Raw genomic sequence first — 26,775 nt, forward strand, 5'->3', positions numbered from 1 at the left:
GCAGCAGGCGGCCGACTGGATGCATGCGCAGCAGCCCCATGCAGAGGAGGTAGCGGCATGACCAAAACCGTTCTCATTGCCGGAAAATTTCAGAATGGGGCTGGACTGTCAGGATATGTTGCCGAGATTTCGAGCGCGTTCTGTTGCGCCTCGCTCGGGATCGTCCCGACGGTGCGCCACGCCGATTACCTGGGCGCGTGGCTGGAGGTGATGCGCGAGGATTCCCGCGCCATCGTCCGCGCCGCCTCGCAGGCCAGCAAGGCGGCCGACTGGCTGCTGGCCCATCTGCCCGACGACAGCACCGATGTTGATCGGCAAACCTCGACGGAAGGGAGGGCCACGGCATGATCCTCCTGACCGATACACAGCGCAATCGGCTGCTGGCGAATGGCCGCGATCGCGATCAGGATCACATTCCGGTCGTGAAATTCGTCAATCCCTTCGGCGCCGGTGTCTGGCTTGCGACCGAGCTCGACGAGGACGGCGACATCATGTTTGGCCTGGCCGACATTGGCTACCCCGAACTTGGCTCATGGAGCCTCAACGAACTGCGCTCCATTCGGCTGCCCTTCGGCATGGGTATCGAGCGGGATCTGCTGTTCACGGGGGATTTCCCGATCTCGGTCTGGGCCGAGGCCGCCCGCGAGGCCAGCAGCATTCGCGATGCTGAGCGGCTGCTTTATCGCTCGGGCCGTCTGCCAGGCGGGACACGTGTCGACACGGAGTCCCCGCGTTCCTGAGGGGTTCTGCAGGTTCCGCGCCGCGCTCTTCGCTGGAAGAGGGCGGCGCTTCTCCTCGTGACGCGGTGAAAGTTCGGCGCCCGGCCGGCTGCCCGTCGGAGAACAGCGCCATGACACGAAACACGAGAACATCCGCCATCGAAGCACAGCCGCTCCGGTTCTCCGCCCAGGAGCAGGCCGTGGTCTACGAGGCCCGGCAGATCCTGCTGCGCCACCTCAACCAGAACCCTGTCCTGTCGTCATGGCAGGCGGTGCTCGACTACTGCGCCCTCACCATCAGGGGCGATGTGGAGCGCTTCCATGTCCTCTATCTCGACCGGAGGAACCGGCTGATCTCAGACGAATGCCTGGCCATCGGCACGGTCGATCATGTCCCGGTCTATCCCCGGGAGGTGCTGCGGCGATGCCTGGCGCTCAATGCCTCGGCGCTGATCATCGTCCATAATCATCCGGCCGGCGATCCCGAGCCCTCGTCCGCCGACCTCGCAATGACAAAAGAAATCCGGAACGCCTGTGCGTCCCTGGGGGTGATACTGCACGACCACATCATCACCGGGGCTGGCCGGGAGACCAGCCTGCGCGCCCGCGGCGAGCTCTGATGGGTCTGCGCGTTCATCTGCGGCTCGGCCATGAGAGGGAAAGGAGGGTGGGGGGTTCGTGACGGGCTGGTTGCCGGAGAGAGAGGCTCCCCGGCGTCCGTCATGGAGACCCTGACATGGCCACTGCCACGCAGAAGATCACCCTGTCGTCCTCGCGCGACATCCCCTTCAACAAGCTGGTGCTCAGCCAGTCCAACGTCCGGCGCGTGAAAGCCGGTATCTCGGTCGAGGAACTGGCCGAGTCCATCGCCCGCCGGGGGTTGATCCAGTCCCTGCATGTCCGGCCCGAGCTCGACGCGGAGGGCAAGGAGACCGGCCTCTTCGAGGTGCCGGCTGGTGGCCGCCGTTACCGGGCGCTGGAGCTGCTGGTGAAGCAGAAGCGCCTTAACAAGACCGCGCCGGTGCCCTGTGTCGTCTCGGACGCCGGAGACGACATCCTGATCGACGAGGTGTCTCTGGCGGAGAACATCGAGCGCGCGCCGCTGCATCCGCTCGACCAGTTCCGCGCCTTCCAGGTCCTTCGCGAGAAGGGAATGAGCGAGGAGGAAATCGCCGCCGCCTTTTTCGTCGACGCCAGGGTGGTGAAGCAACGTCTGCGCCTGGTTTCGGTCTCGCCGGCACTGCTCGAGACCTATGCGGAGGACGGCATGACGCTGGAACAGCTCATGGCCTTCACAATCTCCGACGACCATGCCCGGCAGGAACAGGTCTGGGCGGCGATCAAGGACAGCTGGCAGAAGGAGCCTTACACGATCCGGCGTATGCTGACCGAGACCACGGTGCGGGCCTCCGACAAGCGGGCTATCTTCGTCGGCATTGAGGCCTATGAGGCGGCGGGCGGCTATGTGCTGCGCGATCTCTTCCAGCAGGACGATGGCGGCTGGCTCCAGGACCCGGTGCTGCTCGACCGGCTGGCCGGCGAGAAGCTGAAGGCCGAGGCAGAAACCATCGCCGCCGAGGGCTGGAAGTGGATCGAGGTCGCCGTGGACTTCCCCTATGGCCATACCAGCGGCATGCGCCGTCTGGTCGGCACCACCATCGACCTGACCGACCAGGAGCGTGCCGAGCGCGAAAAGCTCCGCGACGAGTTCGACGCGTTGGAGGCGCAATATGCCGAGGCCGACGAACTGCCCGACGAGGTGGACTCGCGGCTCCGCGAGATCGAAGAGGCGCTGGAGGCCTTCGAGGCCCGGCCGATGCGCTATGACGCCGACCAGATGGCCCGTGCAGGTGTCTTCGTCAGCATCCGCCACGACGGCCAGCTCTCCGTCGAGCGCGGCTATGTCCGTGCCGACGACGAGGCGATGGAAGGTCAGGAAGGGCAGGGTGCTGATGGGTGTTCTCCCGAGGGAGGCGAGTCCGGTGGTGTGCAGCGCGCGGTCATCATGGTGGGTGGCACGGCGACCGAACCCGAGGAGGACGATGAGGTCGAATCGATCCGGCCGCTGCCCGACCGCCTGGTCAGCGAGCTGACCGCGCATCGCACGCTGGCGCTCCGCGATGCCGTGGCGGCGAACCCGCATGTCGCCATGACGGCGCTGCTGCATCGGCTGGTCACCGATTTCTTCCTGCCGCATTCCACCAAGGGGTGTCTGGAGGCCCATGTCCGGGAGGTTCATTTCCCGGCGCAAGCCGACGACATCGGCGAAAGCGTCTCGGCGCGCGCCATCGCCGAGCGGCACGAACACTGGGGCGATCACATCCCTGCCGACGATGCTGCGCTTTGGGACTGGCTCTCCGGTCAGGACGACGACACCCGGATGGAGTTGCTCGCCCATTGCGTCAGTTTCGGCGTCAACGCCTTGCACGAGAAGCCCAACCCCTATGGCGGCATGGGCGTCAGCCAGCACGGGCTCGATGTGCGCCTGTCCCAGGCCGACCGGCTGGCGCGGGCAACGGGCCTCGACATGGTGGCGGTGGGCTGGCGGCCGACCGTCGGCAACTATCTCGGCCGCGTGACCAAGCCGCGGATCATCGAGGCGGTGCGCGAAGGCGCCGGCGAACGGGCGGCGCAGCTCATCGACCATCTGAAGAAGGGCGATATGGCCAAGGAGGCCGAGCGCCTGCTGGCTGAAACCGGCTGGCTTCCGGAGCCGCTGCGCATGGTCGATCGCGATGCCGATATCGCGATGGATGCCGGGGGCGACACGGAGGCGGATGATCTGCCTGAATTCCTTGCCGGCGATGGCGAGGGTGAATGCGCCACGGAGGACGAGGAGCAGTCGATGGTCGCTGCCGAATGATCCTCAGGTGGGGGGGGCGTTGGCTGCCCCGCCTCATCTTCCGTTACCGCAACTCGCCCGGTCCTCGTGACCGGGCTTTTTCTTTGGAGAACCCTGATGCCTGCAACGATCGATATCGACCGAATATTCCATGAAAACCGCGCCAGTCCGCCATCCGAGCGCATGCTGCCCTGGGAGGAAACATGCGACGGCGTCACCGTAGTGGTGGAGCCGAAGCCCCATTGGGCGGACGACATGCGCGCCTTCCGTCTCGAAAGGCGAGAATACTGCCGCTACGCCGATTGGACCGCGAACGGCGGCCTTGCCCGGTTCTACGATCATATCGACACCAGCGGTGACGACGTGATGATGAGAGCGCGCGCCATGATCGCCCGCGAGATCGCCGATGGGCTCTGGGACTTCAGGCCCGTCCACGTCTGAAGATAGCCACCGCGGTCGTCGTGTCGTCGGCCTGTATGGCACCAATTCCAGCTTCACCACGGTGCCGCTCATCATGTTCGGCATCGGTTTCCGCCCCGTCCTCGAACACACTCCTGATGCCAGCGTGGCGGCAAGGGCTGGCAGGGCGAAACATCTGCAGTGGGGGGCTCCGGCACCTGTCGGATGCAAGACACCACCCCCGCTTCCATTCGCTAACCTTGGTCTGATCCGTCTCTTTGACATTCAACCCCGGAGGGGTCGGCTTACGCAGACGTGCCGCCCTCGGGGATTCGGAAAAAGTCCGAACGCCCGAGGGTGAGTGCAGATCCGGTCAGACACGTCGGGCGCCTGTCGCGCGGGGGATGGTCCCCCGCCTCCAGAGACAGGAGCCAATCCCGATGTCCTATGCAGATGCCACCGCTTTCGCCGCCAGCCTCGCCACCACTCTGATGGTCGTGATCGTCGTGTTCCAGGCCGGGGATGGAACCCACGGCGCCATGCCGGCCGACGAATTCGATGGCGATGAGGACATGGTGAAGCTGGAACTGGATCCATGGGAGTAAGGCGCGAAAGCGCCTCATCCCCGACGGCCCGAGCGCGGTAGCCCGCGCTTCGGGCCTTCAGGCTTGCGATGATCCCCATCGTCGGTAGCGGAACCGGGAACAAGCCCGGTCAGAGAGGAAGAGTGCGGGCTTTTCGGCCGTGACGGGTTGAGGGCTGGAGAGGGAGGCTCACCGGCGCCCGTCATGGAGTGATCCCGATGACCTATGCTCGTTCCGAAACCTTCCGCTCCATCGGCCAGATTCTGACGGCTGATGTTCTGCCCGCGCTGTATCGGTCGCAAAAGCTGCCGCTGCGCATCTCTTGCCTCGGCGTCGCCAGCTATGACGCCAGTGACGCGGCGAATAGCTTTGACCGCGTGATCCCGCTTGGGGAATGCCCGTCGCCGGAGGAGGCCATCCAGGCCGCAGCCATGCGCCTGTCGCGCGGTGATAATTGCAGGGGCCGAATAGCTTCCCGTATTTCCAGCCGCGCATCCTGCTCATTCAGGACCGAGATCAGCGCCTGGTCCTCGCCGGCGAAATCCGCGCCGGCATTATCCTCTGGCAGCGGCCGGCCGCATCCGATGCCGAGGCACGCAGTATTGTGACCGAGGCCAGCCGACTGCGCGGTATGGCATTCCTAGCCTCGGAGCCCGGTGATGCGCGACGGCTGCGTTACCGCGCCGCTGCGCTGGAGGCACGGTTGGTTGATCCCTTCTGGCGCGAGACCGCGGCCGATCTGCTCCGCCTGCCACAGGCCGCCTGAGCTTCACCCTTTCCTTCCCATTCGGCCCGGTGTCACGCCGGGCCATGTCATGCCCGGAGACCATCATGGCCGACTATTTCACCCATTTCTCCTGCCTGCTCGATGTGGGCACCCCCGAGCAGGCCGCCCGTGCGCTCGATCTCTACAATGCGCTCTCGGATGAGAATGCCGCTGGGGATCCGCCTTCGGACGGGTTTCTGCTTTCCATTCAACCCGAGCATGGCGGAACCCAGCTCTGGATGCGCGATGATGGCACCGGCGATCCCGAGCATGTCATCCAATTCGTCAAACGCTGCGCGAAGGAGTTCGGGCTGACCGGCCTTTGGGGGAATGCAATACGCCAACACCTGCTCGAAGCCGCGTGTGGACGGGTTCGGCGGTGGAGCGCACGTCCTCGATCTCGCCGCCGGCGAGACGGTGGACTGGATCTACACGGACGGCTGGCTTTCCACCGTGCTGGGTGGAGGCGATCCCTATGAGTGAGGTCATCGAGATCACTGTCTATCGCCTCGACGAGCTTTCCGATGCAGCCAGGGACAAAGCCCGCGTCTGGTATCGTGAGGGTGGCTTCGACGATGACTGGTACGATGCCGTCTATGAGGATTTCCAGCGCGTCGCCGAAATCCTCGGGCTCGACCTGAAGACCCGGCCCGTCCGGTTGATGGGCGGCGGCACACGGCAAGCCCCCTGCATCTGGTTCCGCGGCTTCTGGAGCCAGGGCGATGGCGCCTGCTTCGAAACCTTCTATGCCTACCGCAAGGGCGCGCCGCGCCGGATCAGGGAATACGCGCCGCAGGACTCCGAGCTGCACCGCATCGCCGATGCCCTGCAGGCGGTCCAGCGGCGCAATTTCTACCAGATTCGCGCCGAGGCCACCCATCGCGGCCATTATTACCATGAGTATTGCATGGGGATCTCGGTCGCGCACGACAGCCCGTCGTATCAGGGCATGACCGCCGATGCTGAAGACACCATAATTGAGGCACTGCGCGATCTCGCCCGCTGGCTCTATCGCCAGCTCGAGCGCGAGTTTGACTATCTGTCGTCGGATGACGTTGTCGATGAGGCCATCATCGCCAACGGCTACACGTTCACCGAGGCGGGGCAGCGGTTCGGGTAAGGTGCAACGCCTCAGAACTCGTCCTGCAACTCCGCATAGATGGCTTCGATCCGGTCAGCCTCCTCATCGGTCAGAGCGGCGAACTCTTTCGCTCGGGCTCGTCCGGAGAGTCTGCCACCGTTCTGGTGCAGGAAGCGAAACAGCAGGTCGAGCACGCGGTCCGGCATGTCGATCAGGCCCGAGACGCGGAACTTGAACCCGTCATAGGCACGCAGGAAACGGGTCTCTGCCGGCAGGTCACGGTCGATTGTCTGGGCCACGCAGGCGAAGAGGAATTCGGCATGGGGCGTGGCATCGAAGAAGCGATAGAAATCGCAGGTGTCGTTCAGCACCTCGACGTTTCCGCGATCGGTTGGGCGCCAGCTGACATGGGGCAGCAGCCGACGCGAATAGCTCTCGAGGACCTGCCGATAGGCCTCGATCCGTTCGAGGATCACCGCCGACACCGGGAAGACCAGCCCGGGCGGATTGAAGCCGCGTGCCGCAAGCACGTGGTGGATCAGGTAGCGATGAAGGCGCCCGTTGCCGTCCTCAAACGGGTGGATATAGACGAAGCCAAAGGCGAGGCCGGCAGCCGCCAGAACAGGGTCGAGCCCCGGGGCGATATCGCGGTCGAACGCTTCGAGCCCGGCGATCAGCGCAGGCAGGTCTTCGTGCCGGGCGCTGACGTGATCGGGCAGGGGGGCGCCGGTCGTGCGGTCGTGCTCGCCAATGAAGCCGCCCTCTTGCCGCAGGCCCAGATGGACGAAGCGGGCATCGCCGATGACGATACGTTGCAGGCGTTCCAGCTCTGCCTGGTCGATCGGATGTCGCCCGGCTTCACCGATGATCTGGCCCCAGCGCCGGATGCGATCCTGGGGCGGGTTCTCGCCTTCGATCTGGAAACTCGACCGTGAATCCTTGAGCAGCAGGAAGGCTGCCGTGCGCGCGAGCAGATCGGCGGGCACCTCGGCCAGCACCGCGCGGGCCTCGGCTGCCAGATCGCGGGCGATGAAGGCTTCGATTGCCGCTGTGCGGAAGATCATCGGGCAGAAATCCGGGGTGCCGGGCAGGTTGTTGCGGACCCGGTGGCGCGGCGAGGGGGCGCCCTCTGCGTCCCATTGGAGCTTGGCATCGACCACGGGCGCGTAATTGCCACGCGTGGCGTCGGGCAGATCCAATTCCGCGCCGAGGAGCCATTCATAGAGGAACCAGATCCTGCGCGCGTAGCTGCCCGTCGGGGCAGCCTCGACAATGGCCTGGATCGGCTCTGGGCCGGTTGTCTTGAACAGCCGCTTGAGAACTGCCAGATCCAGCCCCTCGTAACGCAGCGCGAAGGTCAGATGACCGATGAGGCTCGCCTCGGGTTCATGGCGGGGCGTGTAGAGGCGCCAGCCGTCGGCCGCGTAGACCTTGTGACGTGGGCCGATAGCGGAAAGTGTCCGGGGCAGGGGCGTTGCGAGCGCATAGGCATCGATCAGCGCAGCATAGCCCGCAGGTGTTGCCTCCTCGGGGAGCCAGCGCTCGTGAAAAACGGTTACGGTACCTGAAAACGGATTCCTTTGCGCCTGCTTCATGAAATTCAGTTCTTTGTCCCGATGATTGATCTCAAGTCGGTATATCTCATGAATATCGCTTACAATCAATGAGGTCTTGCGAAAGTTGATGGTGGAGCGCTGTCGCCCTCGGGTCTGCGAGGTGATGGGGCATGAGGGGCCGAGTCAGAGAGGGGCCGGGACGGGGTGAGTCCGGGTGGTCGAGAGAGAGCGCCGTCCGGGCTTGTCCCTCCCGCTCTCCGAGGATCCCCGACATGAACATCTCGTCTCCCGTGACCGATCCGGTCACGCCGCTGGCGCCCGCGCCTGCGATCCTGGCTGCCGCCAATCTCATCCTTCCCCATCTCGAACGCGGTCAGCGCGTCGATGCCGCGATCCTGCGCAGTGCGATGGAGATCGCTTTCGGTGCGTCCGACGCCACCGGCGTCTGGGACTGGAAGCTGGCCTACGAGGCCTGCGAAGTCGCCACGGTTCTGTTCCTGCGCAAATACGGAAAGGCGCTTTTCCGCAAAGCCGGTTCTCCGGTTTCCCGGCTCGATCCTCTGGCGAAGATCGCGGGGTTGTTGGCGACGCAGACCCGGCGCTCCGAGGAAAGCCAGAGCTTCCAGCAGTTTTCGACGCCTCTGCCTCTCGGCTTTGCCGCCCTGACCGCGGCCGCGATCACTCCCGATGACGTGGTGCTGGAGCCTTCGGCAGGCACCGGCCTCATGGCGATTCTCGCCCAGACCGTCGGCGGCTCGCTGATCCTCAACGAACTCGCCGACACCCGCGCCGATCTTCTCGCTTCCCTCTTTCCGGCCTGTCCCGTCACCCGGTTCGACGCCGCCCAGATCGACGATCATCTGGCCCAGGACGCCATTCCTTCCGTGGTGCTGATGAACCCGCCATTTTCGGTCATGGCCAATGTCGAGGGACGGATGGCGGATGCTACATATCGTCATGTCGCCTCGGCGCTGGCCCGGCTCACCCCCGGCGGTCGGCTGGTCACGATCACCGGCGCCAACTTCGGACCGGAAGCTCCAGCCTGGCGCGAGGCCTTCATGCGCCTGCAGGAACGCGGCCGCGTGGTCTTCACCGCGGCCATCGATGGCGCAGTCTATGCCAAGCACGGCACCAGCATCGACACGCGGCTGACCGTCATCGACAAGCTGCCAGCGGACGATCCGTCCGTCTTCCCGGCCTCGGCAGGGATCGCGCCTGATATCGCCACGCTGATCGGCTGGATCGAAAGCCAGCTTCCGCCGCGCTTGCCGGCGTCGCTGCCGAAGGTCTCTTCTCCCGCTCCGGCGACTGCCCCGAAGACCGTACGCGGCTATCTCGCTCGCGCCGCAGCGTCCCGACCTGTCGCCGCACCGGCGTCCGATCCCAAGGGCGTGGACCTCGCCTATGAGACCGTGGATTGGACACCGCCCGAGGGCGCGCGGCTGTCCGATGCGATCTATGAGGAATATGCGCTGCAATCGCTGCGCATCCCCGGCGCCGAGCCGCACCCGACCAGGCTGGTGCAATCCGCTGCCATGGCCTCGGTCGCGCCGCCAAAGCCGTCCTACCGGCCCATGCTGCCGTCCGACATCCGTACCCGTCTGTCGGACGCCCAGCTTGAAACGGTGATCTATGCCGGTGAAGCCCATGCCGATCACCTCGCCGGGGCCTGGGCCATGGATGAGCAATTCGACAACGTGCGCGCCGCCGCCGAGGATGCTGCCGGCGCCGTCCGTTTCCGCCGGGGCTTCATGCTCGGTGACGGCACCGGCGCTGGCAAGGGGCGCCAGTCGGCCGGAATCATCCTCGACAACTGGCTGCGCGGTCGCCGCAAGGCGGTCTGGATCAGCAAGTCCGACAAGCTGATCGAGGATGCGCAACGTGACTGGTCGGCGCTCGGCATGGAGCGTCTGCTGGTTACGCCGCTCGCGCGCTTCCCTCAAGGCGCGAAGATCACGCTGACGGAAGGCATCCTGTTTACCACCTATGCCACGCTGCGCTCCGTCGACCGCGGAGAGAAGGTTTCGCGCGTGAAGCAGATCGTCGAATGGTTGGGCAGGGACTTCGATGGGGTCATCATTTTCGACGAAAGCCATGCGATGCAGAATGCCGGTGGCGGCAAGGGAGACCGCGGCGATATCGCCGCTTCGCAGCAGGGACGCGCAGGCCTGCGGCTCCAGCATGCCCTGCCGGATGCCCGCGTGGTCTATGTCTCGGCAACCGGGGCCACGACCGTCCACAACCTCGCCTATGCACAACGGCTCGGTCTCTGGGGTGGCGAGGATTTCCCGTTTCAGACCCGCGCCGAGTTCGTCGAGGCGATCGAGGCCGGCGGCGTGGCGGCCATGGAAGTGCTGGCTCGCGATTTGCGTTCTCTCGGCCTCTATACCGCGCGCTCGCTCTCCTATGACGGCGTGGAATACGAGCTGGTCGAGCACAAGCTCACGGATGAGCAGCGCCGCATCTATGACGCTTACGCTGCGGCGTTCGCCGTGATCCATGGAAACCTGGACGCGGCGATGGAGGCGGCCAACATCACCGGCAGTGAAGGCACGTTGAACCGCCAGGCCAAGTCGGCGGCACGTTCGGCCTTTGAAAGCACCAAGCAGCGCTTCTTCGGCCACCTGCTGACCTCGATGAAAACCCCGACGCTGATCCGTTCGATCGAAGCCGATCTGGAGGCGGGCCATGCCGCCGTCATCCAGATCGTCTCCACCGGCGAGGCACTGATGGAACGGCGGCTGGCGGAAATCCCCACCGAGGAGTGGAACGACATCTCCGTCGATGTCACGCCGAGAGAATATGTCGGCTCGTACTTGCAGCATTCCTTCCCGGTGCAGCTCTACGAACCCTTCACCGACAGCGAAGGCAACCTCTCTTCGCGACCGGTGTTCCGGGACGGTCAGCCGGTCGAGAGCCGCGAGGCCGTGGCCCGGCGCGACGAGATGCTCGAACGGCTCGGCTCGCTGCCGCCGGTTCCGAGCGCGCTCGACCAGATCGTGCAGCGCTTCGGCACGGATGTGGTGGCGGAGGTCACGGGGCGGTCCCGGCGCATCGTGCGCAAGGGCGATGGCGCATCGGCACGCCTGGCCGTCGAGAACCGTGCGCCCTCCGCGAACCTTGCCGAGACCTCGGCCTTCATGGATGATCAGAAGCGCATTCTGGTCTTCTCGGATGCCGGGGGCACCGGGCGCAGCTATCACGCGGACCTTTTGGCGCGGAACCAACGGCTGCGGGTGCATTACCTGCTGGAACCGGGCTGGAAGGCCGATACCGCCATTCAGGGGCTGGGGCGCACCAACCGCACCAATCAGGCGCAGCCACCGCTCTTCCGGCCGATCGCCACGGATGTGAAGGCCGAGAAGCGCTTTCTCAGCACGATCGCCCGCCGTCTCGACACGCTGGGCGCAATCACCCGCGGCCAGCGCCAGACCGGTGGTCAGGGCCTGTTCCGGCCCGAGGACAATCTGGAATCCGCCTATGCCCGCGATGCGCTGCGCCAGCTCTATCTGCTGCTCGTGCGGGGCAAGGTCGAGGGATGCTCACTCGAACGGTTTGAGTCCGCCACCGGCCTGAATCTGATGGGCGCGAACGGCATCAAGGACGACCTGCCGCCGATCACCACCTTCCTGAACCGTCTTCTGGCGCTGACCATCGAGTTGCAGGGCGTCCTGTTCTCGGCCTTCGAGCAGCTTCTGCAGGCCCGGATCAACGGGGCGATTGCATCCGGCACCTATGACATGGGGCTGGAGACGCTGCGTGCCGAAAGCTTCATCGTCACGGACCGGCAGGTGATCCACACCCATCTCAGCACCGGCGCGGAAACCCGGCTCCTGACGCTCACCGAGCGCAAACGCAATCAGCCGGTCACGCTCGATGCAGCCCTCGCGGAACTGAGTGATCCGCGTGCCAAATTGCTCATCAATGAGCGATCCGGTCGTGCCGCCGTGCAGATCCCGACCACCAGCGTCATGCTGGATGATGGTGAGATCGAATGGCGTGTGCGGCTGATCCGGCCGATGGAGGCGATGAACATTCCGGTGCGCGCGATGGGCGAGACCCATTGGCTTGAGGCCGACCGTGCCGCCTTCAGCGCGGCCTGGAAGGCGGAACTGGCCGAGGTGCCGGAGTTCACCGACACCATCCTGCATATGGTGACGGGGCTGCTGCTGCCGATCTGGAAACGCCTGCCGCAGGACTCCTCCCGCGTCTATCGGCTCCAGACCGACGAGGGCGAACGCATCATCGGTCGCCGGGTATCGCCGGCATGGGCTGCCAATGCCTCGACAAGTGGTGTAACCAGCAGCCTGACACCGGATGCCGCCTTTTCCGCGCTGATCGAAGGTCGCACGATTCTTGATCTGGCTGAGGGGCTGCAACTGCGCCGTGTCCGGGTCATGGGCGCCAACCGGATCGAACTGACCGGCTTTACTGACGCGATGCGTGACCGGATGCGGGCCTATGGCCTCTTCAGTGAGATCATCTCCTGGAAGCTGCGCTTCTTCGTGCCGGTGGACGCATCGGGGCCGGCGATCATCGGCAAACTGCTCGACCGTTTCCCGATCGAGCGCATTTCCGAGCGGGGGGCTGCGTGATGGCACGTCTCAACGCTTCCGAGCTGGCGCAGCGTCTCGGCCGACAAGCGGAGGCGGTGTGTCGGCACTACCTGTCGAACGGTCGCAGGCAGGGCAATTACTGGCAGGTTGGAGATGTCCAGAACAGTCCCGGCCGCTCCATGTTCGTCCGTCTGACCGGGCCGGAGTCTGGCAAGGGCGCAGCCGGCAAATGGACCGATGCGCAGAGCGGGGAACATGGCGATCTGCTCGACGTGATCGGCGAAAGCCTCGGCCTCATCGATTTTGCCGACGTTGCCGAGGAAGCCCGCCGCTTCCTCAGCCTGCCGCATCCCGAACCGGAGCCAAAGTCCCGCCGATCGCGAACACCGCCAGCACCATCTGGATCGTCCGAAGCCGCCCGTCGCCTCTGGCGCATGACGCAGCCGCTCACCGGCAGTCTCGCAGAGGCGTACTTACGGCAACGCGGCATTGCGGATTTACGCGAAACCGAAAATCTGCGTTTCCATCCGACCTGCTACTGGCGGCCGGAGGGCGGCGACCCAACCGAAACCTGGCCCGCCATGATTGCCGCCGTCACCGACCCCGATGGCAGGATCACCGGCGCGCATCGCACCTGGCTCCAACGGGACGGCTCTGGGAAAGCGCTGGTCGATCCGCCGAGAAAGGCGATGGGAGAGCTGCACGGAAACGCTGTCCGGTTTGGCGAGGCGCAGGATGTCATGGCGGCAGGCGAGGGGATTGAAACCATCCTCTCGCTGCGGCAGGCATTGCCGTTTCTGCCGATGGCCTCCGCACTTTCAGCCGGGCATCTCTCCGCCATCCAGTTCTCCCCGCATCTGCGCAGGCTCTATATCGTCCGCGACAACGATCCGGCAGGTAACGCCGCGCGGGACAGCCTGGTGGACCGGGCCATTGGGGCCGGGATCGAGGCGATCACGCTTTCGCCCATGCTGGGAGATTTCAACGACGATCTCGTCAGCTTCGGACTGGAGGCGCTTCGGGCGCAGATCCGGGTGCAAATCGCTCCCGAAGACGTCAGCCGCTTCATGGCGCTTGCGTCATAGCCAGAGAGGGCCGTGAGCGGGGATGACTGATCCCGCCATGGGCAAGGGGGTGTTGCACCTCGGCAAGGTGACCGCGCCTTGGCCTTCTTGAGAGGGCGAGCGGCCCACAAACGCTCCGGCCCGGCAATGGCAGCGCCCAACTGATTTCCGTCGGCGGGCAAGCCCGCCTTTACAGCGCGAAGCAAATCAGCCGGGCTTTGCCATCAAGGCCCTCGCAAAGGGCTCGGGCTGCCAGGCCGGAGCGCCCGTGGGCTTGTCGTCGCCATCAAGGCCGCGACGGTCGCGGTCCAGCCGAAGGACACATCCCATGTATGCCCATGACGAATTCGAACCCGATCACAGCACGTCTCCCACCGCCCATGTCATCGACGCGCTCGAACTCTACGGTTACCGTCCTGCCGAGGGCGAGGCCGACCCTCGGATCACGCCCGAGGATACCGCCATCCAGGGCGCGGTTGCCGACATCTTCGATGCCCTGATCTCCACCATGGCCGACACCAGCCTCGATTTCGACCTCGACGAGATCATGTGGTCCACCGTCAATACCTTCCACCGCGCCGTCGAGCGGATCGAACGCAAACTCGACGATAACGAGCAGGCCCAGAAGCGCCTTCAGCGCGAACAGGACGGAAGCGAGGTGAAATCTGTCCAGTTGGAGACCCTGATCGGCATCGGACAAAACCTGATCGAGCGCCGCGACAGCATGGAGACCTTCCGCGACACTGCCGCCGACCTCTTCCTGCGCACCACAGGCACGCCCTGGTCGCCGCGCTCCGGATCACGGGTCAACCATCGCCAGATGACCTCGGCCATGATCGACAGTCGCGACTTCATCGCCGCCAAACGCAAGGCCGACAACGAGCTGATTTTGCCCGCCGGGCCGAAGATTGCCTTCTCGGGCGGAGATACCACCGATCACCGGCTGATCTGGGACAGGCTCGATCAGGTTCATGCCAAGCACCCCGACATGGTGCTCCTGCACGGCGGCAGCCCGAAAGGCGCCGAACGCATCGCCGCGACCTGGGCCCACAATCGCAAGGTGCCGCAGGTCGCCTTCAAGCCCGACTGGGTGAAACACGCCAAGGCTGCGCCGTTCAAGCGCAACGACCGGATGCTCGACACGATGCCGATCGGGGTCATCGTCTTCCCCGGCACGGGTATCCAGGAAAATCTCGCCGACAAGGCTCGCAAGATTGGCGTTCCAGTCTACCGCCTCGCAAAGGGCAGCGCGTGAGCGCTGCACTTCCACGAAATGACCGCGCAGCTTCCTGCTTCCGTTACGGTGGGCGGAGAGCCGATATTCGCTGCAGATCGAATGAACGACTGGAATAGAGGTGAAACGGCGAATAGGTTGGTCTTACCACCTTCTCATAGCTTCTTGAGCATCTCAATTTCGCGAAGTGCTGCCCGTTCAAAGCGTTTAACTTGCTGAGAGATCTTCTCATCGCCCGCGAATGCGGCGGCGCTTCGGCGGCCATAGGAAGAAAAATTTCTGACGATACGAAGCCCCTCTTCATCGCGCACCTTCAGATGGGTGAAGCGGCGATACAGGCGCTTGGTGTGTGCCTTTGTAGACTTTCCAGAAGCGATGTTCCGCTCTGCGATCTTGCGGGTCCGACGCACCGCTCTTCGCATCTTCCGCCACTGGCGAGCGAGTGAGCTTTCTCTGATGGTTGGCCCGGATTCGTGCAGCGCGAAGCCAAGGTATTGAGCTGCTTTCCCTACGACTGCGCCCGTGCCTGTGAATTCGGTCCTTTCGGTTTTATGTGGTGATATCTCGAGCTTCTCTGCCTTGATTAGATCCATGATCTTTGCTTCGGCAGCTTTGGCGTGAGTAGGGTCACAGATTACCAAAATGTCGTCTGAATACCGGCGATAGAGTGCGCCAATGCTGTCGCAGTAGGCGCGTGCCGCCGTGTCGAAATCGATCATGTATAGGTTCGACACGGCTGCACTGATCGGCGTGCCCTGAGGAACACCTCTCCGATAGCCTTTTGCCAGTTCCGGGTTCGGGTGGAACTTGATGCCATTGGCTTTGAGTTCTTCGACACTGGCGATCCTGACCCGGCTGTTTTCCTTGAGCCGAGTGGAGAATGTTGGGTTCGCCTTAAGCTCTTCCATATCGACGTAGTGGAAGGCGGTAATTGATCGAAATACTCGCATCCAGTGTTCGGGGAGCGACGCTACGCCCAGCAAGGCCTTCAGGCGGCGCTTCAGGAGTGCGTGGTCAAGGTTGTCGAAGAAGCTACTGACGTCGAAAGCCAGTATCGTGACAGGGGCATGGGTCTTGGCATACGCAAACACCTCTGCTGAGAAATCGTAGTTTCCGCGTCCGAGGGCACGATAGGCCAGAACGCTGTCGGACAGACCTGCGGCGTCATAATGGGCGTCCAGCAACTTATTCATCTCTCTGGCATAGAAGGAAAGTATGCAGGCGTCCCGATGCGATGCATACTTGATAGGGCGATCTTTCGAGGTGATCGTCCGGGTACCGGTCTTTGGGCACTTCTTGTAGCGTTTTTCTGACTTGGTGTAGTGCAGGAGAGGGAGGAACGAGTGCTTGAGCACGAAGCCGGGGTCCATCACCTTACCGGCGAACTTCTCGCCTACGGGCAGATCGAAATGGCGGTAGCCTCTGGACTTAAACCAATCGAGCGACATTGAACCTCCTTGTCGCAGAGTTCGGAGGACTGGCCCTGACCCTGGGCTCCGGTTTTCAGGCCGGGCGTCCCCCGAACGCACGCCACCTTCTGTCAGCGTATACGTTCAGCGTGTCTTCTCCGAACGCCTCGCAGACACGGGTCTCGAAACGCGAGGTGGTATAATGTAACCGTGGAGGTCCGAGCGATGCTCAGTGTCTCATTCAGTCTGGCTCTGGTCGCGGCGATGCTGTTCGGCATCGTGCTGCCAGGTCACCATAAAGAGGTTGACAAGTTCAACGGCCAAACCCGCAAGCCAATTCCCGCAGGCAAATGCGATGTAGTGAGCGGATTCCCGCCATGCAAGACTGCAAGGAGCATTTTCTGGAAATTTGGACAGCATTCACTCGAAGACGACGTCGTAGGGCTTTCAGTGGGCAAAGTATTAATGACGGCTTTGCGCTGGAAATTGAAACTCGTTCTTTGACTAGGGTGAGGCTCTGGCCTGCGAAAATGTGGCTTCAGCCGGATCGGCCCTAAGCCTTTATAGCGTGGCAATCGATCATTCAGCTAAGCTCGCACCCATCGATAAGGGCAAGCAGGACGGGGCATCGCCAAGTGTTGGAATGCGATAGCTCAGGACACCATCGACAGGTACATGCGGTAGGTCAATCAGGGAGCAAACACCTTCTTCTAGTACTTCGCTCGCTCCCTGCCTTTCCTCGAAGATCACAGTCGCCACACTGGTCCCCCAATCGACGGCAACGATTAGCATGATGGAAAGGAATGCGCGAAAGATATGTGCCTGCGTCAATCGAACATAGGTAATCTTCTTATTGTTTAGTGGGTAGTTCAGCCTTGTAGCATCAATCAACTTAATGGCTGTCGCTGCTCGGGTATCTTTATCACTAAAGACCTCTGATAAATCGGCCTCCCCTATCGAATGAAGCACGCTCGGCATGGTCGCGCGTGCGGCATACCATCCGGCCATCAGAACGTAGATTAGGACCAAGGCGAAGAGCGCTATCTCGATGGCCAGCACAGGGTTGCGGAAGCGGTCAGAAAAGGTTGGACTCAAAGTGCCAATCACGGGAATAACTGCCGCGAGGAAAGCCAGATAGAGCGCGGCCTTTGTATCCGCGCTCTGCCGCCGCCGAACCTCTGCGTCGTGCAGGTTGATTGCCATCTCCATCGCAAACTCGGCATTCGTAGCGAGCAATTCAGTTGTGACGACTCTTTCCGGTGGCTCTGCGACGGCTCCTGACGCATGAGGGAAGATTACGTTGAGGATGGCTCTGGCTGCCCTTCTAACGTTATGAGGTTCGCTCATTTGACTAAAGCGTCCACGAGCGCCGACGCGATCGACACGCCTTCAACTTGCTCCAGCCATGCCCATTGACCGTTCGGGTTGGCCTCAAGAAACCAGAACTTCCCGTTGCAATCTTCGACTAGGTCCACGGCCGCGAAGCGTAAATCGAGCCTCTGAACCACCGCCACACAAGCCTTCGCAACTTCGGTTGGGAGAGTGACGCGTTCGTGGACAAGATCCGTCCGTCCACCGCGCCGCCAATCGACGCGAGTTTCTTCGTGCACTTGAGAATGGATCGCGACTGCAATTGCGACTTGATCCACAATGGTGACGCGGAGATCGCGACGTTTGGGGATCAGCGATTGGACGATTACTGGGACGGCCTCAAATGCCTCACGCTCCCCCTCGCACAGACTAGCCAACTCTGACGTGAAAATAACCTGCCCAGGTCCATTGGGTGCGTCGACCAAAGCGCGCCGCAGTGGCTTGATCACGCATCGGTGCCTTTCCGAAAGGCCGCGTGCGGCGTCGAAGTCGTTTCCGATGACGGTGGGCGGAACTGGCAGGCCGCACGCACGGGCTACGGATAGCTGGCGAGGCTTGTCCTCGGCACGTAGGATAGCGAAGGGCGAGTTTAGCCAGCGTCCCTCCAGTGCGTTCCAAAGGCTGCGTGTCGTGGCGCTCCATTCCTGTACTGCGTAGGTGTAAGCCTCGCCATCTTGGACGTTTTTGGGCTCAGGCGGCTCCGGGCGCCGGTAGTAAGCCGATACGAACCCACCGAGTGGGTGAACGACACCGCGGATCGAGATCGTTCCAGTTAGCGTCGCGTCCTCCGCGAAGGTAACGATCGCTTGAGGCAAGTCCTCAGTGTTTATCCGAACGAATGGCACACCACGATTGCGCATCTCGCGCACAAGAAAGTCGGTCGTAATGTCCTGCTTGTTCGTCGCGAGCAGAACCCCGCCAGAATTCTTAGACAAGCATTTCAGCCGTATCATCGGCTTCCCGTCCCGCATCCGTTTTTGTTTGAAGTGACGCAGCCAAAGCGCCTAAAGCTTGATCTTCCCGCTCCAGATTGGCCTCTGTCTTGGTCTGCAGCATGTTGGTCATTGAGAGCGACTCATCGTCCTGCTCGGTATGCGTTAACGTCTTAGTCACCAATGAAAGCTGAGAATTGTGCATATCTATCGCGTTGCGTTCACCCGCCTGCGTCGGAACCATCCACATTTCACACTCGTCGCAGTAGCGGCCTGGCATGGATGGTTCATTGCGACGCGGGGTGCCGTATCGAAGCAATATCGGCAGGGTCTTCTCGCTGTTACGGTTCTTCATAGAAATCATCTTCACACTCGTCTCGCGATGGAAATCAGACTATCACCCCTGGTGCATGCCAATTGCCCTAGGTAAGTAACTGTCACCATTAATGCCGTGAAAGTCCAATCCTCTCTGCGAACTGCCTTTCTTCCTACCCAAATGCCGCAGCTTTGAGCCGGAACCGTTCATTCCTCTCGCCAGAATCAGGTGTCCCCGATGGGCCGGAGGTGAAAGAGCGCAGCGCGGATCACGCATGACCGCCTGTCGCGCTTCCGCAAGCCGCCTTCGGACCCTAGCCCGACCTTCTGAACGGGATGGTGCGGAGGTGGTGTAGCCCACCGTTTTCAAGCTTAACCACCTCCAGGGCGCGGATGGTTCCCAAGAGCGGGAAGCCTCCAAGGGAAGACGTCCCTAAACGCTCGATATTCGTTCGATCAGGGTTCGTCGCGACCGTCATGTGTGGACGGTAGGGAATATCGTCTTTTCGCTCCGCCCTCTGAGCGCCTTCGTAGAGCTGCTCATGCAGTGCCGCCAACTGGGAACTTCCGGTCGAGCTGACGAGTAGCAGTTTATAGGTCTTTTCAAAGGGATCGTGTGTAATCGCCTCTGAGACGAAAGACACCTCAAACTGCGATGACCTGTTGGCCACCGCCTCGCAGCGTTCCAGGAACTCATGAGGGCGAATGTTCGTCAGCCCGAACACGAGAGTTACATGTGGTGGAACGAGCTCGGCTCTGGCCGGCTCGTTCTCGGTCCGAAACCGACGAATGCGCTCGGCGACACTCGGCTCAAACTGTGGATATGCCAGGACGTAAATCATCACGACACAGTCGGGAAATCTGCAACATGGGTCAACGATCGGCTGGTTCCCTCAGGGGGGCGGGTCACCTTGTGTCTCGCCCAAAGACAAGAATTCTGCTAACTTTCAGGTTGCGCCATGGTGGTGGTGGCAGGCGCGACCGTTCCACGTCAAACGGGAGACACCACCATGTTCGTTCTTGGAATCCTTGCATCTATTGCCGCCATCGCAGCCATGTGCTGGTTGCTGTTCAACCTTGCCGTCTTCGCCCTGCCGCTCTTCGTCGGACTTCACACCGGCATCTGCGCCTATGACACCGGCGCGGGCTGGCCCGGTGCAATCCTCGTCGGCGGCTTCGCCGCCGGCTTGACGCTCGCCATCGGCCAGGCGCTGATCATACTCGTCCGGCCGCTCTGGGCGCGCTTTGCCATCACCCTGATCTTCGTGGTGCCGGCGATGGTTGCCGGTTTTCACGCCACCCTAGGGATCGCCAGGACCATGATGCCCTCGGAGACATGGCAGATGATCTTCGCCGTCATCGGCGCTGGCGCCGTTGGCGTTTCCGCCTTCCTCCGCATTGCCGGCATGGCCGCCGACTCTTCGGACGGATCGGCCGTCGGCGCCTGACACTGCCAACGATCCGATGAGGCGGGACCGGATCAGCGCTGGAATGCCATCCCGATCGTCAGGAGGCCTGTATGGAGCGGTGTGCGGATCGGCATGAGACCCGCGTCGCGGCCCGTGGCCGTGCGGTGGAGGGGGCGGACCGTTCAAGCGGCAGACTGCACCTGCGATCGCGGGCGGCACATCGGGCGGGGCGCTTGGAGAACGACGCGCAATGCCTGTCGCGGGCGAGCCAATCCGCCGGTGAAAGGCCGGTCAGGCTGATGAGCATCCGCGGTTGCCATCGTCTCCGTTCCTTGCCCGTCCCATGTCCGCTCCATACGGCCCTTTCAATGGCCTGATCTGGCCGAAGACCGGCTGTGCCTCGACCGGCTTGGCGCAACAGCGCCGCCATAACTTTCTTCCCCTGGGCTGCGCCCATTCCGCGCGAAACAAGAAAGTTCTGCCTGTGCTGTCCGGCTCCCGGCAGGCCGGGGGTGCGCCGCCGGTCGTCTCCGGCCTGTCGATCGCCATCGGGCCGCAATGGTGCGGACCTGGAAACGGAAAACGGAGACTTAAAATGGCTACCATCGGCACCTTCAAGAAGACCGGCAACGAATTCACCGGCGAAATCGTCACCCTCAGCGTTCAGGCCAAGGGCGTGCGCATCGTCCCCGACACCCGCGCCACCGGCGAGAACGCCCCCAGCCACCGGGTCCTGGTCGGTCGCGCCGAGATCGGCGCCGCCTGGTCCAAGCGCTCGGCCGAGGGCCGCGGCTATCTGGGCCTCAAGCTCGACGATCCAAGCTTCACCGCCCCGATCTACGCCAATCTCTTCGACGACGAAGACGGCGAGAGCTACGCGCTGATCTGGTCCCGCCCCAACGGTCGCCGCAGCGAGTAGCGGCGCCGTGAGGCCCCGGCCGAAAGGCCGGGGCCCGCCCGCCGAACCGGGCAACCGAATCAGTTCCCCGGTTCGGCGGTGCCAAGACGAAAACACGATATAAACGCAGAAGAATCCCGGTAGAGATTCTCCTGAGGGCGACTATAATAGTCGTAGTTCTGGCATGCGCGCCGGGCCGGATGGGAGGTGATCTGCATGATCACCGCCCGACAATCGCGGGCCGCGCGTGCGCTTCTTGGTTGGACACAGGAGCAGCTTGCGGATGAGGCCCGGGTATCTTTGACCGCGCTCAAGCGCCTTGAGTCCGAAAGCGGGCTCGAGGTCTACGAGACCACGCGCGATCAGGTTCGACGGGCTTTTGAAGCGAATGGCATTCTGCTCCTGAACTCCGACCAAGGGATTGGAGTGATGCATGTGCAGGCGAAGGCTGTCGCTAAGAGCTGACTATTCCGGCAGGTTTTGTGGTGAACGGAATTGCGCTATTGCCGTGCTCACGAAAACGTCAACCTTCTGTGCTAGGATTGTACAGAAGCCGCAGTGGGGATGCGCGTGACGATCAGCAGCTTGCAGGATGTGCCGCCGCAGGGGGACGTGGTGACGGAGTATGACCGTCGTCACATGACGCAGTATATGCGTTTGCTCGATGCTGCAGGCGAAGGCGCGAGCTGGCAGGAGGCCGCGCAGATCATCCTGGGGCTCGATACGCAGAAAGAGCCGGAGCGGGCGCGCCTGGTCCACGACGCCCATCTTAGACGCGCGCGCTGGCTGAGTTCGGTGGGGTATCGGCAATTGGCGGCGGGGCAAAACAACTGAGAAGGTGATGCGTCCCGCGCATCACCTGATGCCTTGGGGCGGACTTCCCAAGTGATTGATCTCCCGGAATCCTTTCCTGAGATCAACCCAGGGGAGAGGCGATGCCATGCAACCTGATCGCTCGAATTGGCGTGACCAGGCCGCCTACGACTATCTCAATGATCTGGCCGCGCCGGAACTCGGCTGGGAATGCCTGCGCCGTAATCCTGAGTATCAACATGACTATGCAGAACTTGCAGGGGGACCACCTGAGAGGGCTGACCTGAGGGATCAGGTCGGCCGTCGATGGGGTCTGTGCTTTCCCGATCCGGCCCGGCCTGCCCGCGACTGTCGCAGAGATATTCTGGCGCCCCGAGATCGATACCAGCGCCGTGGTCTTGACGGTCGCCCCCGAGGCACTCGCTGGAGAGACTGGCGCCCCCGGCGTTGAGATAGCTGCCCCGACGGGCAGAGCGTCCCCCATTGGCAAGCACCTGCGCCATAGGCTGCCGGACGGGACATACCTGCATCTCGTCGCTCCCCTGAAAGACCGTGGTCGGCTTGTGGCCACCGTTCCTCTCGGCCTCGAGGGGCTCGACCGCATCGAAGCAATCCAGCGGTTCCTGGCGGACCAGCATCGACGTCGTTCAATCCCCCGCGACACCCGCCTGACCGCGCAGCAGAAAGCGCGCCTGCGGCGTGTCCTCCAGGCCTCCGACGCCGCCTTCGACGGCGCGACCCAGAAGCAGATCGCCGAGGTCTTGTTCCGTACCGGTCACCTGGATCGCGATGAATGGCAGGTCTCCTCGGCCCGCTTTGCCGTCTCCAGCCTCCTTCGCGAGGGGCGTGACCTGATCGCTGGCGGCTATCGCAAGCTCCTTCGTCACCAGCGCCGCCTCTAGGTCGGCGATCCCGCGCCGCGGTGTGCGGATTTACCCCTGCCAACTCCCCACTGCATCTGACCGGACGCGCTTCGCCATCGTGACCGTCATCAGCCGCTGTTTCGCGGCACTGGTCACACACAGCAGGGAGACGCCCGATGTCCGCTATCTCAACCGAACTTCCCCCGCGCTATCTGCGCACCAAGGAAGCCGCCCAGTTCCTGAGCCTGTCGGCTCGGACGCTGGAGAAGCACCGGACCTATGGCACCGGTCCCGCCTACCATAAGCTGGGCGGACGCGTGGTCTATGCGATCGAGGACCTGCAGGCCTGGGTCGGACGCGGCGCTGTCACCTCGACTTCCGACCCGCGCGGGCAGGTGCTGCCAGCGAAGCGCCACACGCTCCCGAACCTCCCGCAGCCCGGCCGCTTCGTGCGCTGACCTGGGGGCGACACCTTCATGACCGATGGACGCAGACCCCGTTCCGAGCGTGGACAGCTCGATCTGTTCCGCGCGCTGCCCGGGGATTTCGCCCCAAGAGATGCGCAAGACCTCATGGCCTATCCCTTTTTCTCCCTCGCCAAGTCGAAGCGCGTTGCGCCGATCGACTTTGCCGCTGGCAGCGTCAGCATACGGGTCGAAGCGGTTCCCGATCACGGTATGGCCACGATCTGGGATGCCGACATCCTGATCTGGGCGGCGAGCCAGATCGTCGAGGCGCGTGACGCGGGGCTGCGCACCTCCCGGCTGATGGGGGCCACCCCATATGAGATCCTCACCTATGTTGGTCGCGGAACCAGTGCGCGGGACTATCAGCGCCTGAAGGCGGCGCTGGATCGTCTGCAGTCGACGACGATCTCCACCTCGATCCGGCAGCCGGCGGAAGGGCATCGCCATCGCTTCTCCTGGATCAACGAATGGCAGGAGCGCAGCGACAGGGAGGGGCGCCCGGACGGCATCGAGCTGATCGTGCCCGACTGGTTCTACCGGGCCGTGCTCGACAATGCACTCGTCCTCACCATTGATCGGGCGTATTTCGACCTGACTGGCGGGCTCGACCGTTGGCTCTATCGCCTGGTGCGCAAGCATGGTGGCAGGCAACGGGACGGTTGGCGTTTCGATTTTCATCATCTTCACCAGAAATCCGGGGCGCTGTCCCCCTTCAAGCGCTTCGCCTTCGAGCTTCGCGACATCATCCGGCGGCAGCCGCTGCCGGGCTACACGCTCTATCTCGAGACTGAAGTTGGTGGCCGCAAGCTGCTGGCCTTCGAGCCCGCGCCGGGTTGTGGAAAACCTGTGAATGCGCTCGTGCTATCGGGAACCCGGACTATCGTGCCATCAGGAACCGGGGTCTCGTGCTATCAGGAACCCAAACAGCGTGTAACGTACGGAAGAAAAAGCGGAAATCGCTCCCTTAACTTAGAATCTAACGAAGACTCTAACTTTGAAGAGCGCGCAGATGATGTGGAGAACATCGTCCGCAGCGCAGCCGGGGGCCTTCGAAAGGCTGAGAAACCGGACGCACCGAGCATGCCTGGCGCTGCCGGATCGCTCCCGGACAGCCCCGCATCCGACTCTGTCAGTCACCCCGTCTTGGCACGCCTTCCACTCGATCCTCCGGGAGGTCGGTGATGAGTGTCATTCTGAGACCCGGCAAATCATCCGCGATTGAGGCTTCGTCGCTCAGCTTCGACGGTATGACCCGCGTCGAATTGATCTGGCTGGAGAAGCAGACCGAGTTCTGGATCCGGTTCGGCAACGGGGCAGGGGAGCAGGTCCTGGACCGCAGCCGACGTGTGGTCTTTTTCATGCCGGGTTCTGTCTTCGCCTTCGTCCGCTGGGCCGCGAATGACTATGGCACCGTTGTCTCGCGCATCGACATTGTTCGCGCGATCGCGCCTGGGAGCGCCTGTCAGACGCTGCCCTTCGTACGCCCCGGTGGCGAGATTTTGTTGAAGATCGAAGGCTGGCCCAAGGTCGAGAAGGTCCTCCGCCATGTCGATGCCATCGAGGGTCTCGGCATCGATCCTGCCGACGTCGATCCCGATCACTGGCGTCATGTCGGGCACTGGATGAAGGCGGGCGAAGCGCCGCGACCCTATACGGCGGAACGCCATGCCGCATGGCTCCGGCGTCGGGAGATCGGAAAATGACCCGTGCCCGCTACATCATGGTGACGGTTTCGGCGCTCGCCGCCGTCATCGCCGGCAGCATTCCGACTGCGCCACGGCTGGTCTGGAACGCCTCGGCCAGCGTGCCGATTGGTCTCTACACCATTGCGCCGGTGGACCGGCTCGCGGTGCCAGATCTGGTCGTGGTCATGCCGCCCGAACCCTTTGCAGGTTTCATGGTCGCGCGCGGCTATGTCGGTCGCGATGTGCCGATCCTGAAGCACGTCATCGGGCTGCCGGGACAACGGGTCTGTCGTGAGGGCGCCGCGATCACCGTCGATGGCAGACACCTGGGGGAGGCGCGAGAGCGCGACAGCCAGGGCCGCGATCTTCCCGTCTGGCAGGGCTGTCGTTCCATCGCGGAGGGCGAGGTCTTTCTGATGAACCCGGCGGTCGCTGACAGCTTCGATGGCCGCTACTTCGGTCCGTTCCCCACCTCGGCAGTGATCGGCCGGGCCAGTCCACTGTTCACCGACGAGGGTGGCGATGGCCGCCTCGTCTGGCACGCGCCGGAGCGGTGACGCGCGTCCATGGCGGGACGTGCGAGCGGCCTGCCTCCCATTTACCGCATGAGGAAGGAGCCTCCAATGCCACAGATCGGCCAATTCACCCGCACCTCGTCTGGCTATGCCGGACAACTGCGTACGCTCTCTCTCGACCTGGAACTGACCTTCGTTCCCACAGACAATGTCGATTCAGAGAAAGCTCCCGCCTATCGCATCCATCTCGGTGACGAGGAGGGCCCGGAGGTTGGCGCGGGCTGGAAACACACTGGCGAAACCGCAGGGGCTTTCGTTTCGGTCCTGCTCGATGATCCGGTTTTCCGGCATCCGATCCGCGCCCGCCTGTTCCAGTCGGATGAGGAGGGCAGGGCGTGGGGCCTGCACTGGACCCGCCCGAAGACGCGCGACGAGCGGGACGGACAATGACAATGTCCTGCACCCGTGCCGCTGTTGGGAGATGCGGCGCCCGCCGCCGCATTCTCCTACTTCTTCTTTCCGGCCTCTTCCTCCCGGTCACCGCCACCCAGCCGCTTCTGGCGCAAACCGATGTCCCCGAACACGCAAGCGCCGCGCATCCCTACGCCGCCCAGGTCACCGAGGCATCGCAGCGCTTCGGCATTCCGACGACATGGATCATGGCCGTGATGCGGGTAGAGAGCGCGGGCGATCTTCGCGCGGTTTCTTCTGCTGGCGCGATGGGGCTGATGCAGGTCATGCCCGACACCTGGGCCGGGCTGCGCATCCGTCATGGTCTTGGCCAAGACCCTTTCGAGCCGCATGACAACATCCTCGCGGGGACGGCCTATCTGCGCGAGATGTGGGATCGCTATGGCGATGTCGCGGCGATGCTGGCGGCCTATAACGCCGGTCCCGCCCGCTACGACGAATACCGACTGGCGGATCGTCCGCTGCCTCCCGAGACACGTGCCTATGTCGCTGCGCTTGCGCCCATTTTGCTTGGCGAGCGGCCGCCGGGCGGCACTGTTGCTGCAGCCCGGCCGCTCGATTGGCGAGAAGCGGCGATCTTCATCAGCCGCGACGACGGCGCGTCTGCGATCGGTTTTGTGTCGCCTCACCGGACGGTCGGCGGCGCTCCTTTACCCGTCCCGGCGGTGCCGCAGGCGGGCATCACCCCGCAGCCTGAGAGCCTCTTTGTCCAGCGGGAGACTGGTGAGGTCCAGCCATGACCCGCGCGACGACACTTCGCATTCTATCGTGCTCTGGCGTGTCTTGGAGGGCGCGAGGGGTGGCGAGAGGCACCACGACCGAAGGA

Annotated in this window: 28 protein-coding genes and 3 pseudogenes; 25 read left to right on the forward strand and 6 right to left on the reverse strand. The window is 63.3% G+C overall.

The annotated features are described in order from the left end of the window. Positions 1–117: 117 nt before the first annotated feature. From I6N89_RS00005 to I6N89_RS00045, 9 genes and pseudogenes are all read left to right on the forward strand, one after another. Positions 118–348, forward strand: a pseudogene (locus I6N89_RS00005) (zincin-like metallopeptidase domain-containing protein); the annotation flags it as partial. Next, a complete protein-coding gene (locus I6N89_RS00010) occupies positions 345–740 on the forward strand; it encodes a DUF2958 domain-containing protein (RefSeq protein WP_207016240.1) in 396 nt (131 codons plus the stop codon). The pseudogene I6N89_RS00005 and the gene I6N89_RS00010, both read left to right, overlap by 4 nt. Before the next feature lie 110 nt (positions 741–850). Next, positions 851–1,339, forward strand: coding sequence for a RadC family protein (gene radC / locus I6N89_RS00015; protein WP_076625046.1), 489 nt, complete (start codon positions 851–853; stop codon positions 1,337–1,339). A gap of 116 nt (positions 1,340–1,455) precedes the next feature. Next, a complete protein-coding gene (locus I6N89_RS00020; protein ID WP_207016242.1) occupies positions 1,456–3,582 on the forward strand; it encodes a ParB/RepB/Spo0J family partition protein in 2,127 nt (708 codons plus the stop codon). Between the two features lie 96 nt (positions 3,583–3,678). Next, complete coding sequence (locus I6N89_RS00025; protein ID WP_207016244.1) at positions 3,679–4,002, forward strand: hypothetical protein; 324 nt, start codon at positions 3,679–3,681, stop codon at positions 4,000–4,002. A gap of 398 nt (positions 4,003–4,400) precedes the next feature. Beyond that, positions 4,401–4,565 carry a hypothetical protein gene (locus I6N89_RS00030; RefSeq protein WP_009573755.1) on the forward strand — a complete coding sequence of 55 codons (165 nt, stop codon included), beginning with the start codon at positions 4,401–4,403 and terminating at the stop codon, positions 4,563–4,565. Between the two features lie 197 nt (positions 4,566–4,762). Then, positions 4,763–5,310: pseudogene (locus I6N89_RS00035) on the forward strand (hypothetical protein). Positions 5,311–5,375: 65 nt separating this feature from the next. Further along, positions 5,376–5,793 (forward strand): annotated as a pseudogene (locus I6N89_RS00040) (hypothetical protein). Beyond that, positions 5,786–6,430, forward strand: coding sequence for an antitoxin of toxin-antitoxin stability system (locus I6N89_RS00045; protein ID WP_207016247.1), 645 nt, complete (start codon positions 5,786–5,788; stop codon positions 6,428–6,430). The pseudogene I6N89_RS00040 and the gene I6N89_RS00045 overlap by 8 nt, the downstream one beginning before the upstream one ends. 11 nt (positions 6,431–6,441) lie before the next feature. Here the strand turns inward: I6N89_RS00045 and I6N89_RS00050 are convergent, their stop codons facing one another. Beyond that, the gene (locus tag I6N89_RS00050; protein WP_207016249.1) at positions 6,442–7,986 is read right to left on the reverse strand and encodes a Fic family protein; all 1,545 of its coding nucleotides are present in this window, start codon (positions 7,984–7,986) and stop codon (positions 6,442–6,444) included. Positions 7,987–8,219: 233 nt separating this feature from the next. On the opposite strand from I6N89_RS00050, the gene I6N89_RS00055 reads away from it, so the two are divergent. The 3 genes from I6N89_RS00055 (at position 8,220) to I6N89_RS00065 (ending at position 14,822) form a co-directional block, all read left to right on the forward strand. Beyond that, a complete protein-coding gene (locus I6N89_RS00055) occupies positions 8,220–12,542 on the forward strand; it encodes a strawberry notch-like NTP hydrolase domain-containing protein (protein ID WP_207016251.1) in 4,323 nt (1,440 codons plus the stop codon). Continuing rightward, positions 12,542–13,588, forward strand: coding sequence for a DUF7146 domain-containing protein (locus I6N89_RS00060; protein WP_207016253.1), 1,047 nt, complete (start codon positions 12,542–12,544; stop codon positions 13,586–13,588). The genes I6N89_RS00055 and I6N89_RS00060 overlap by 1 nt, the downstream gene beginning before the upstream one ends. A gap of 307 nt (positions 13,589–13,895) precedes the next feature. Next, a complete protein-coding gene (locus I6N89_RS00065) occupies positions 13,896–14,822 on the forward strand; it encodes a DUF2493 domain-containing protein (protein ID WP_093412532.1) in 927 nt (308 codons plus the stop codon). A gap of 134 nt (positions 14,823–14,956) precedes the next feature. On the opposite strand, the gene I6N89_RS00070 is transcribed toward I6N89_RS00065, so the two are convergent. Further along, positions 14,957–16,249, reverse strand: a complete 1,293-nt coding sequence (locus tag I6N89_RS00070) for a reverse transcriptase domain-containing protein (RefSeq protein ID WP_207016255.1) — start codon at positions 16,247–16,249, stop codon at positions 14,957–14,959. Between the two features lie 186 nt (positions 16,250–16,435). On the opposite strand from I6N89_RS00070, the gene I6N89_RS00075 reads away from it, so the two are divergent. Beyond that, entirely contained in the window at positions 16,436–16,714 is a 279-nt protein-coding gene (locus I6N89_RS00075) for a hypothetical protein (protein WP_131815023.1), read from the forward strand. A gap of 75 nt (positions 16,715–16,789) precedes the next feature. Here the strand turns inward: I6N89_RS00075 and I6N89_RS00080 are convergent, their stop codons facing one another. The 4 genes from I6N89_RS00080 to I6N89_RS00095 form a co-directional block, all read right to left on the reverse strand. Then, on the reverse strand, positions 16,790–17,557 hold the full coding sequence (locus tag I6N89_RS00080; RefSeq protein ID WP_131815022.1) for a hypothetical protein: 768 nt from the start codon (positions 17,555–17,557) through the stop codon (positions 16,790–16,792). Further along, a complete protein-coding gene (locus I6N89_RS00085) occupies positions 17,554–18,534 on the reverse strand; it encodes a hypothetical protein (protein ID WP_093412528.1) in 981 nt (326 codons plus the stop codon). The genes I6N89_RS00080 and I6N89_RS00085 overlap by 4 nt, the downstream gene beginning before the upstream one ends. Then, the gene (locus I6N89_RS00090) at positions 18,509–18,868 is read right to left on the reverse strand and encodes a hypothetical protein (RefSeq protein WP_131815021.1); all 360 of its coding nucleotides are present in this window, start codon (positions 18,866–18,868) and stop codon (positions 18,509–18,511) included. The genes I6N89_RS00085 and I6N89_RS00090 overlap by 26 nt, the downstream gene beginning before the upstream one ends. Before the next feature lie 274 nt (positions 18,869–19,142). Further along, a complete protein-coding gene (locus tag I6N89_RS00095) occupies positions 19,143–19,670 on the reverse strand; it encodes a 2'-5' RNA ligase family protein (protein WP_093412526.1) in 528 nt (175 codons plus the stop codon). A 168-nt stretch (positions 19,671–19,838) separates the two neighbouring features. On the opposite strand from I6N89_RS00095, the gene I6N89_RS00100 reads away from it, so the two are divergent. The 12 genes from I6N89_RS00100 to I6N89_RS00150 all read left to right on the forward strand — a co-directional run bounded on the left by I6N89_RS00100 (position 19,839) and on the right by I6N89_RS00150 (position 26,689). Beyond that, positions 19,839–20,276 carry a hypothetical protein gene (locus I6N89_RS00100; RefSeq protein WP_207016780.1) on the forward strand — a complete coding sequence of 146 codons (438 nt, stop codon included), beginning with the start codon at positions 19,839–19,841 and terminating at the stop codon, positions 20,274–20,276. Positions 20,277–20,832: 556 nt separating this feature from the next. After that, on the forward strand, positions 20,833–21,156 hold the full coding sequence (locus tag I6N89_RS00105; RefSeq protein ID WP_093412523.1) for a DUF736 domain-containing protein: 324 nt from the start codon (positions 20,833–20,835) through the stop codon (positions 21,154–21,156). 195 nt (positions 21,157–21,351) lie between these two features. Further along, positions 21,352–21,600 carry a helix-turn-helix domain-containing protein gene (locus I6N89_RS00110; RefSeq protein ID WP_021120486.1) on the forward strand — a complete coding sequence of 83 codons (249 nt, stop codon included), beginning with the start codon at positions 21,352–21,354 and terminating at the stop codon, positions 21,598–21,600. 99 nt (positions 21,601–21,699) lie between these two features. Next, on the forward strand, positions 21,700–21,969 hold the full coding sequence (locus I6N89_RS00115; RefSeq protein ID WP_093412522.1) for a DNA -binding domain-containing protein: 270 nt from the start codon (positions 21,700–21,702) through the stop codon (positions 21,967–21,969). 106 nt (positions 21,970–22,075) lie between these two features. After that, the gene (locus tag I6N89_RS25815; protein ID WP_419247611.1) at positions 22,076–22,399 is read left to right on the forward strand and encodes a transcriptional regulator domain-containing protein; all 324 of its coding nucleotides are present in this window, start codon (positions 22,076–22,078) and stop codon (positions 22,397–22,399) included. A gap of 112 nt (positions 22,400–22,511) precedes the next feature. Next, on the forward strand, positions 22,512–22,850 hold the full coding sequence (locus I6N89_RS00120; RefSeq protein WP_242662685.1) for a DUF2285 domain-containing protein: 339 nt from the start codon (positions 22,512–22,514) through the stop codon (positions 22,848–22,850). A 137-nt stretch (positions 22,851–22,987) separates the two neighbouring features. Continuing rightward, on the forward strand, positions 22,988–23,269 hold the full coding sequence (locus I6N89_RS00125) for a helix-turn-helix transcriptional regulator (protein ID WP_009573772.1): 282 nt from the start codon (positions 22,988–22,990) through the stop codon (positions 23,267–23,269). An 18-nt stretch (positions 23,270–23,287) separates the two neighbouring features. Then, positions 23,288–24,460: a replication initiator protein A gene (locus tag I6N89_RS00130; RefSeq protein ID WP_207016259.1), complete on the forward strand. Its 1,173-nt coding sequence runs from the start codon at positions 23,288–23,290 to the stop codon at positions 24,458–24,460. After that, the gene (locus tag I6N89_RS00135; RefSeq protein WP_093412517.1) at positions 24,460–24,981 is read left to right on the forward strand and encodes a DUF2840 domain-containing protein; all 522 of its coding nucleotides are present in this window, start codon (positions 24,460–24,462) and stop codon (positions 24,979–24,981) included. The genes I6N89_RS00130 and I6N89_RS00135 overlap by 1 nt, the downstream gene beginning before the upstream one ends. Beyond that, positions 24,978–25,520, forward strand: a complete 543-nt coding sequence (locus I6N89_RS00140; RefSeq protein WP_207016261.1) for a S26 family signal peptidase — start codon at positions 24,978–24,980, stop codon at positions 25,518–25,520. Before I6N89_RS00135 ends, I6N89_RS00140 begins: the two co-directional genes overlap by 4 nt. Before the next feature lie 66 nt (positions 25,521–25,586). Next, positions 25,587–25,928 (forward strand): DUF736 domain-containing protein, encoded by a 342-nt coding sequence (locus I6N89_RS00145; RefSeq protein ID WP_093412514.1) that lies wholly within the window; start codon positions 25,587–25,589, stop codon positions 25,926–25,928. Then, a complete protein-coding gene (locus I6N89_RS00150) occupies positions 25,925–26,689 on the forward strand; it encodes a lytic transglycosylase domain-containing protein (protein ID WP_207016263.1) in 765 nt (254 codons plus the stop codon). Before I6N89_RS00145 ends, I6N89_RS00150 begins: the two co-directional genes overlap by 4 nt. Positions 26,690–26,775: the final 86 nt, after the last annotated feature.

The organism is Salipiger abyssi (assembly GCF_017311415.1).
Lineage (GTDB): Bacteria > Pseudomonadota > Alphaproteobacteria > Rhodobacterales > Rhodobacteraceae > Salipiger > Salipiger abyssi_A.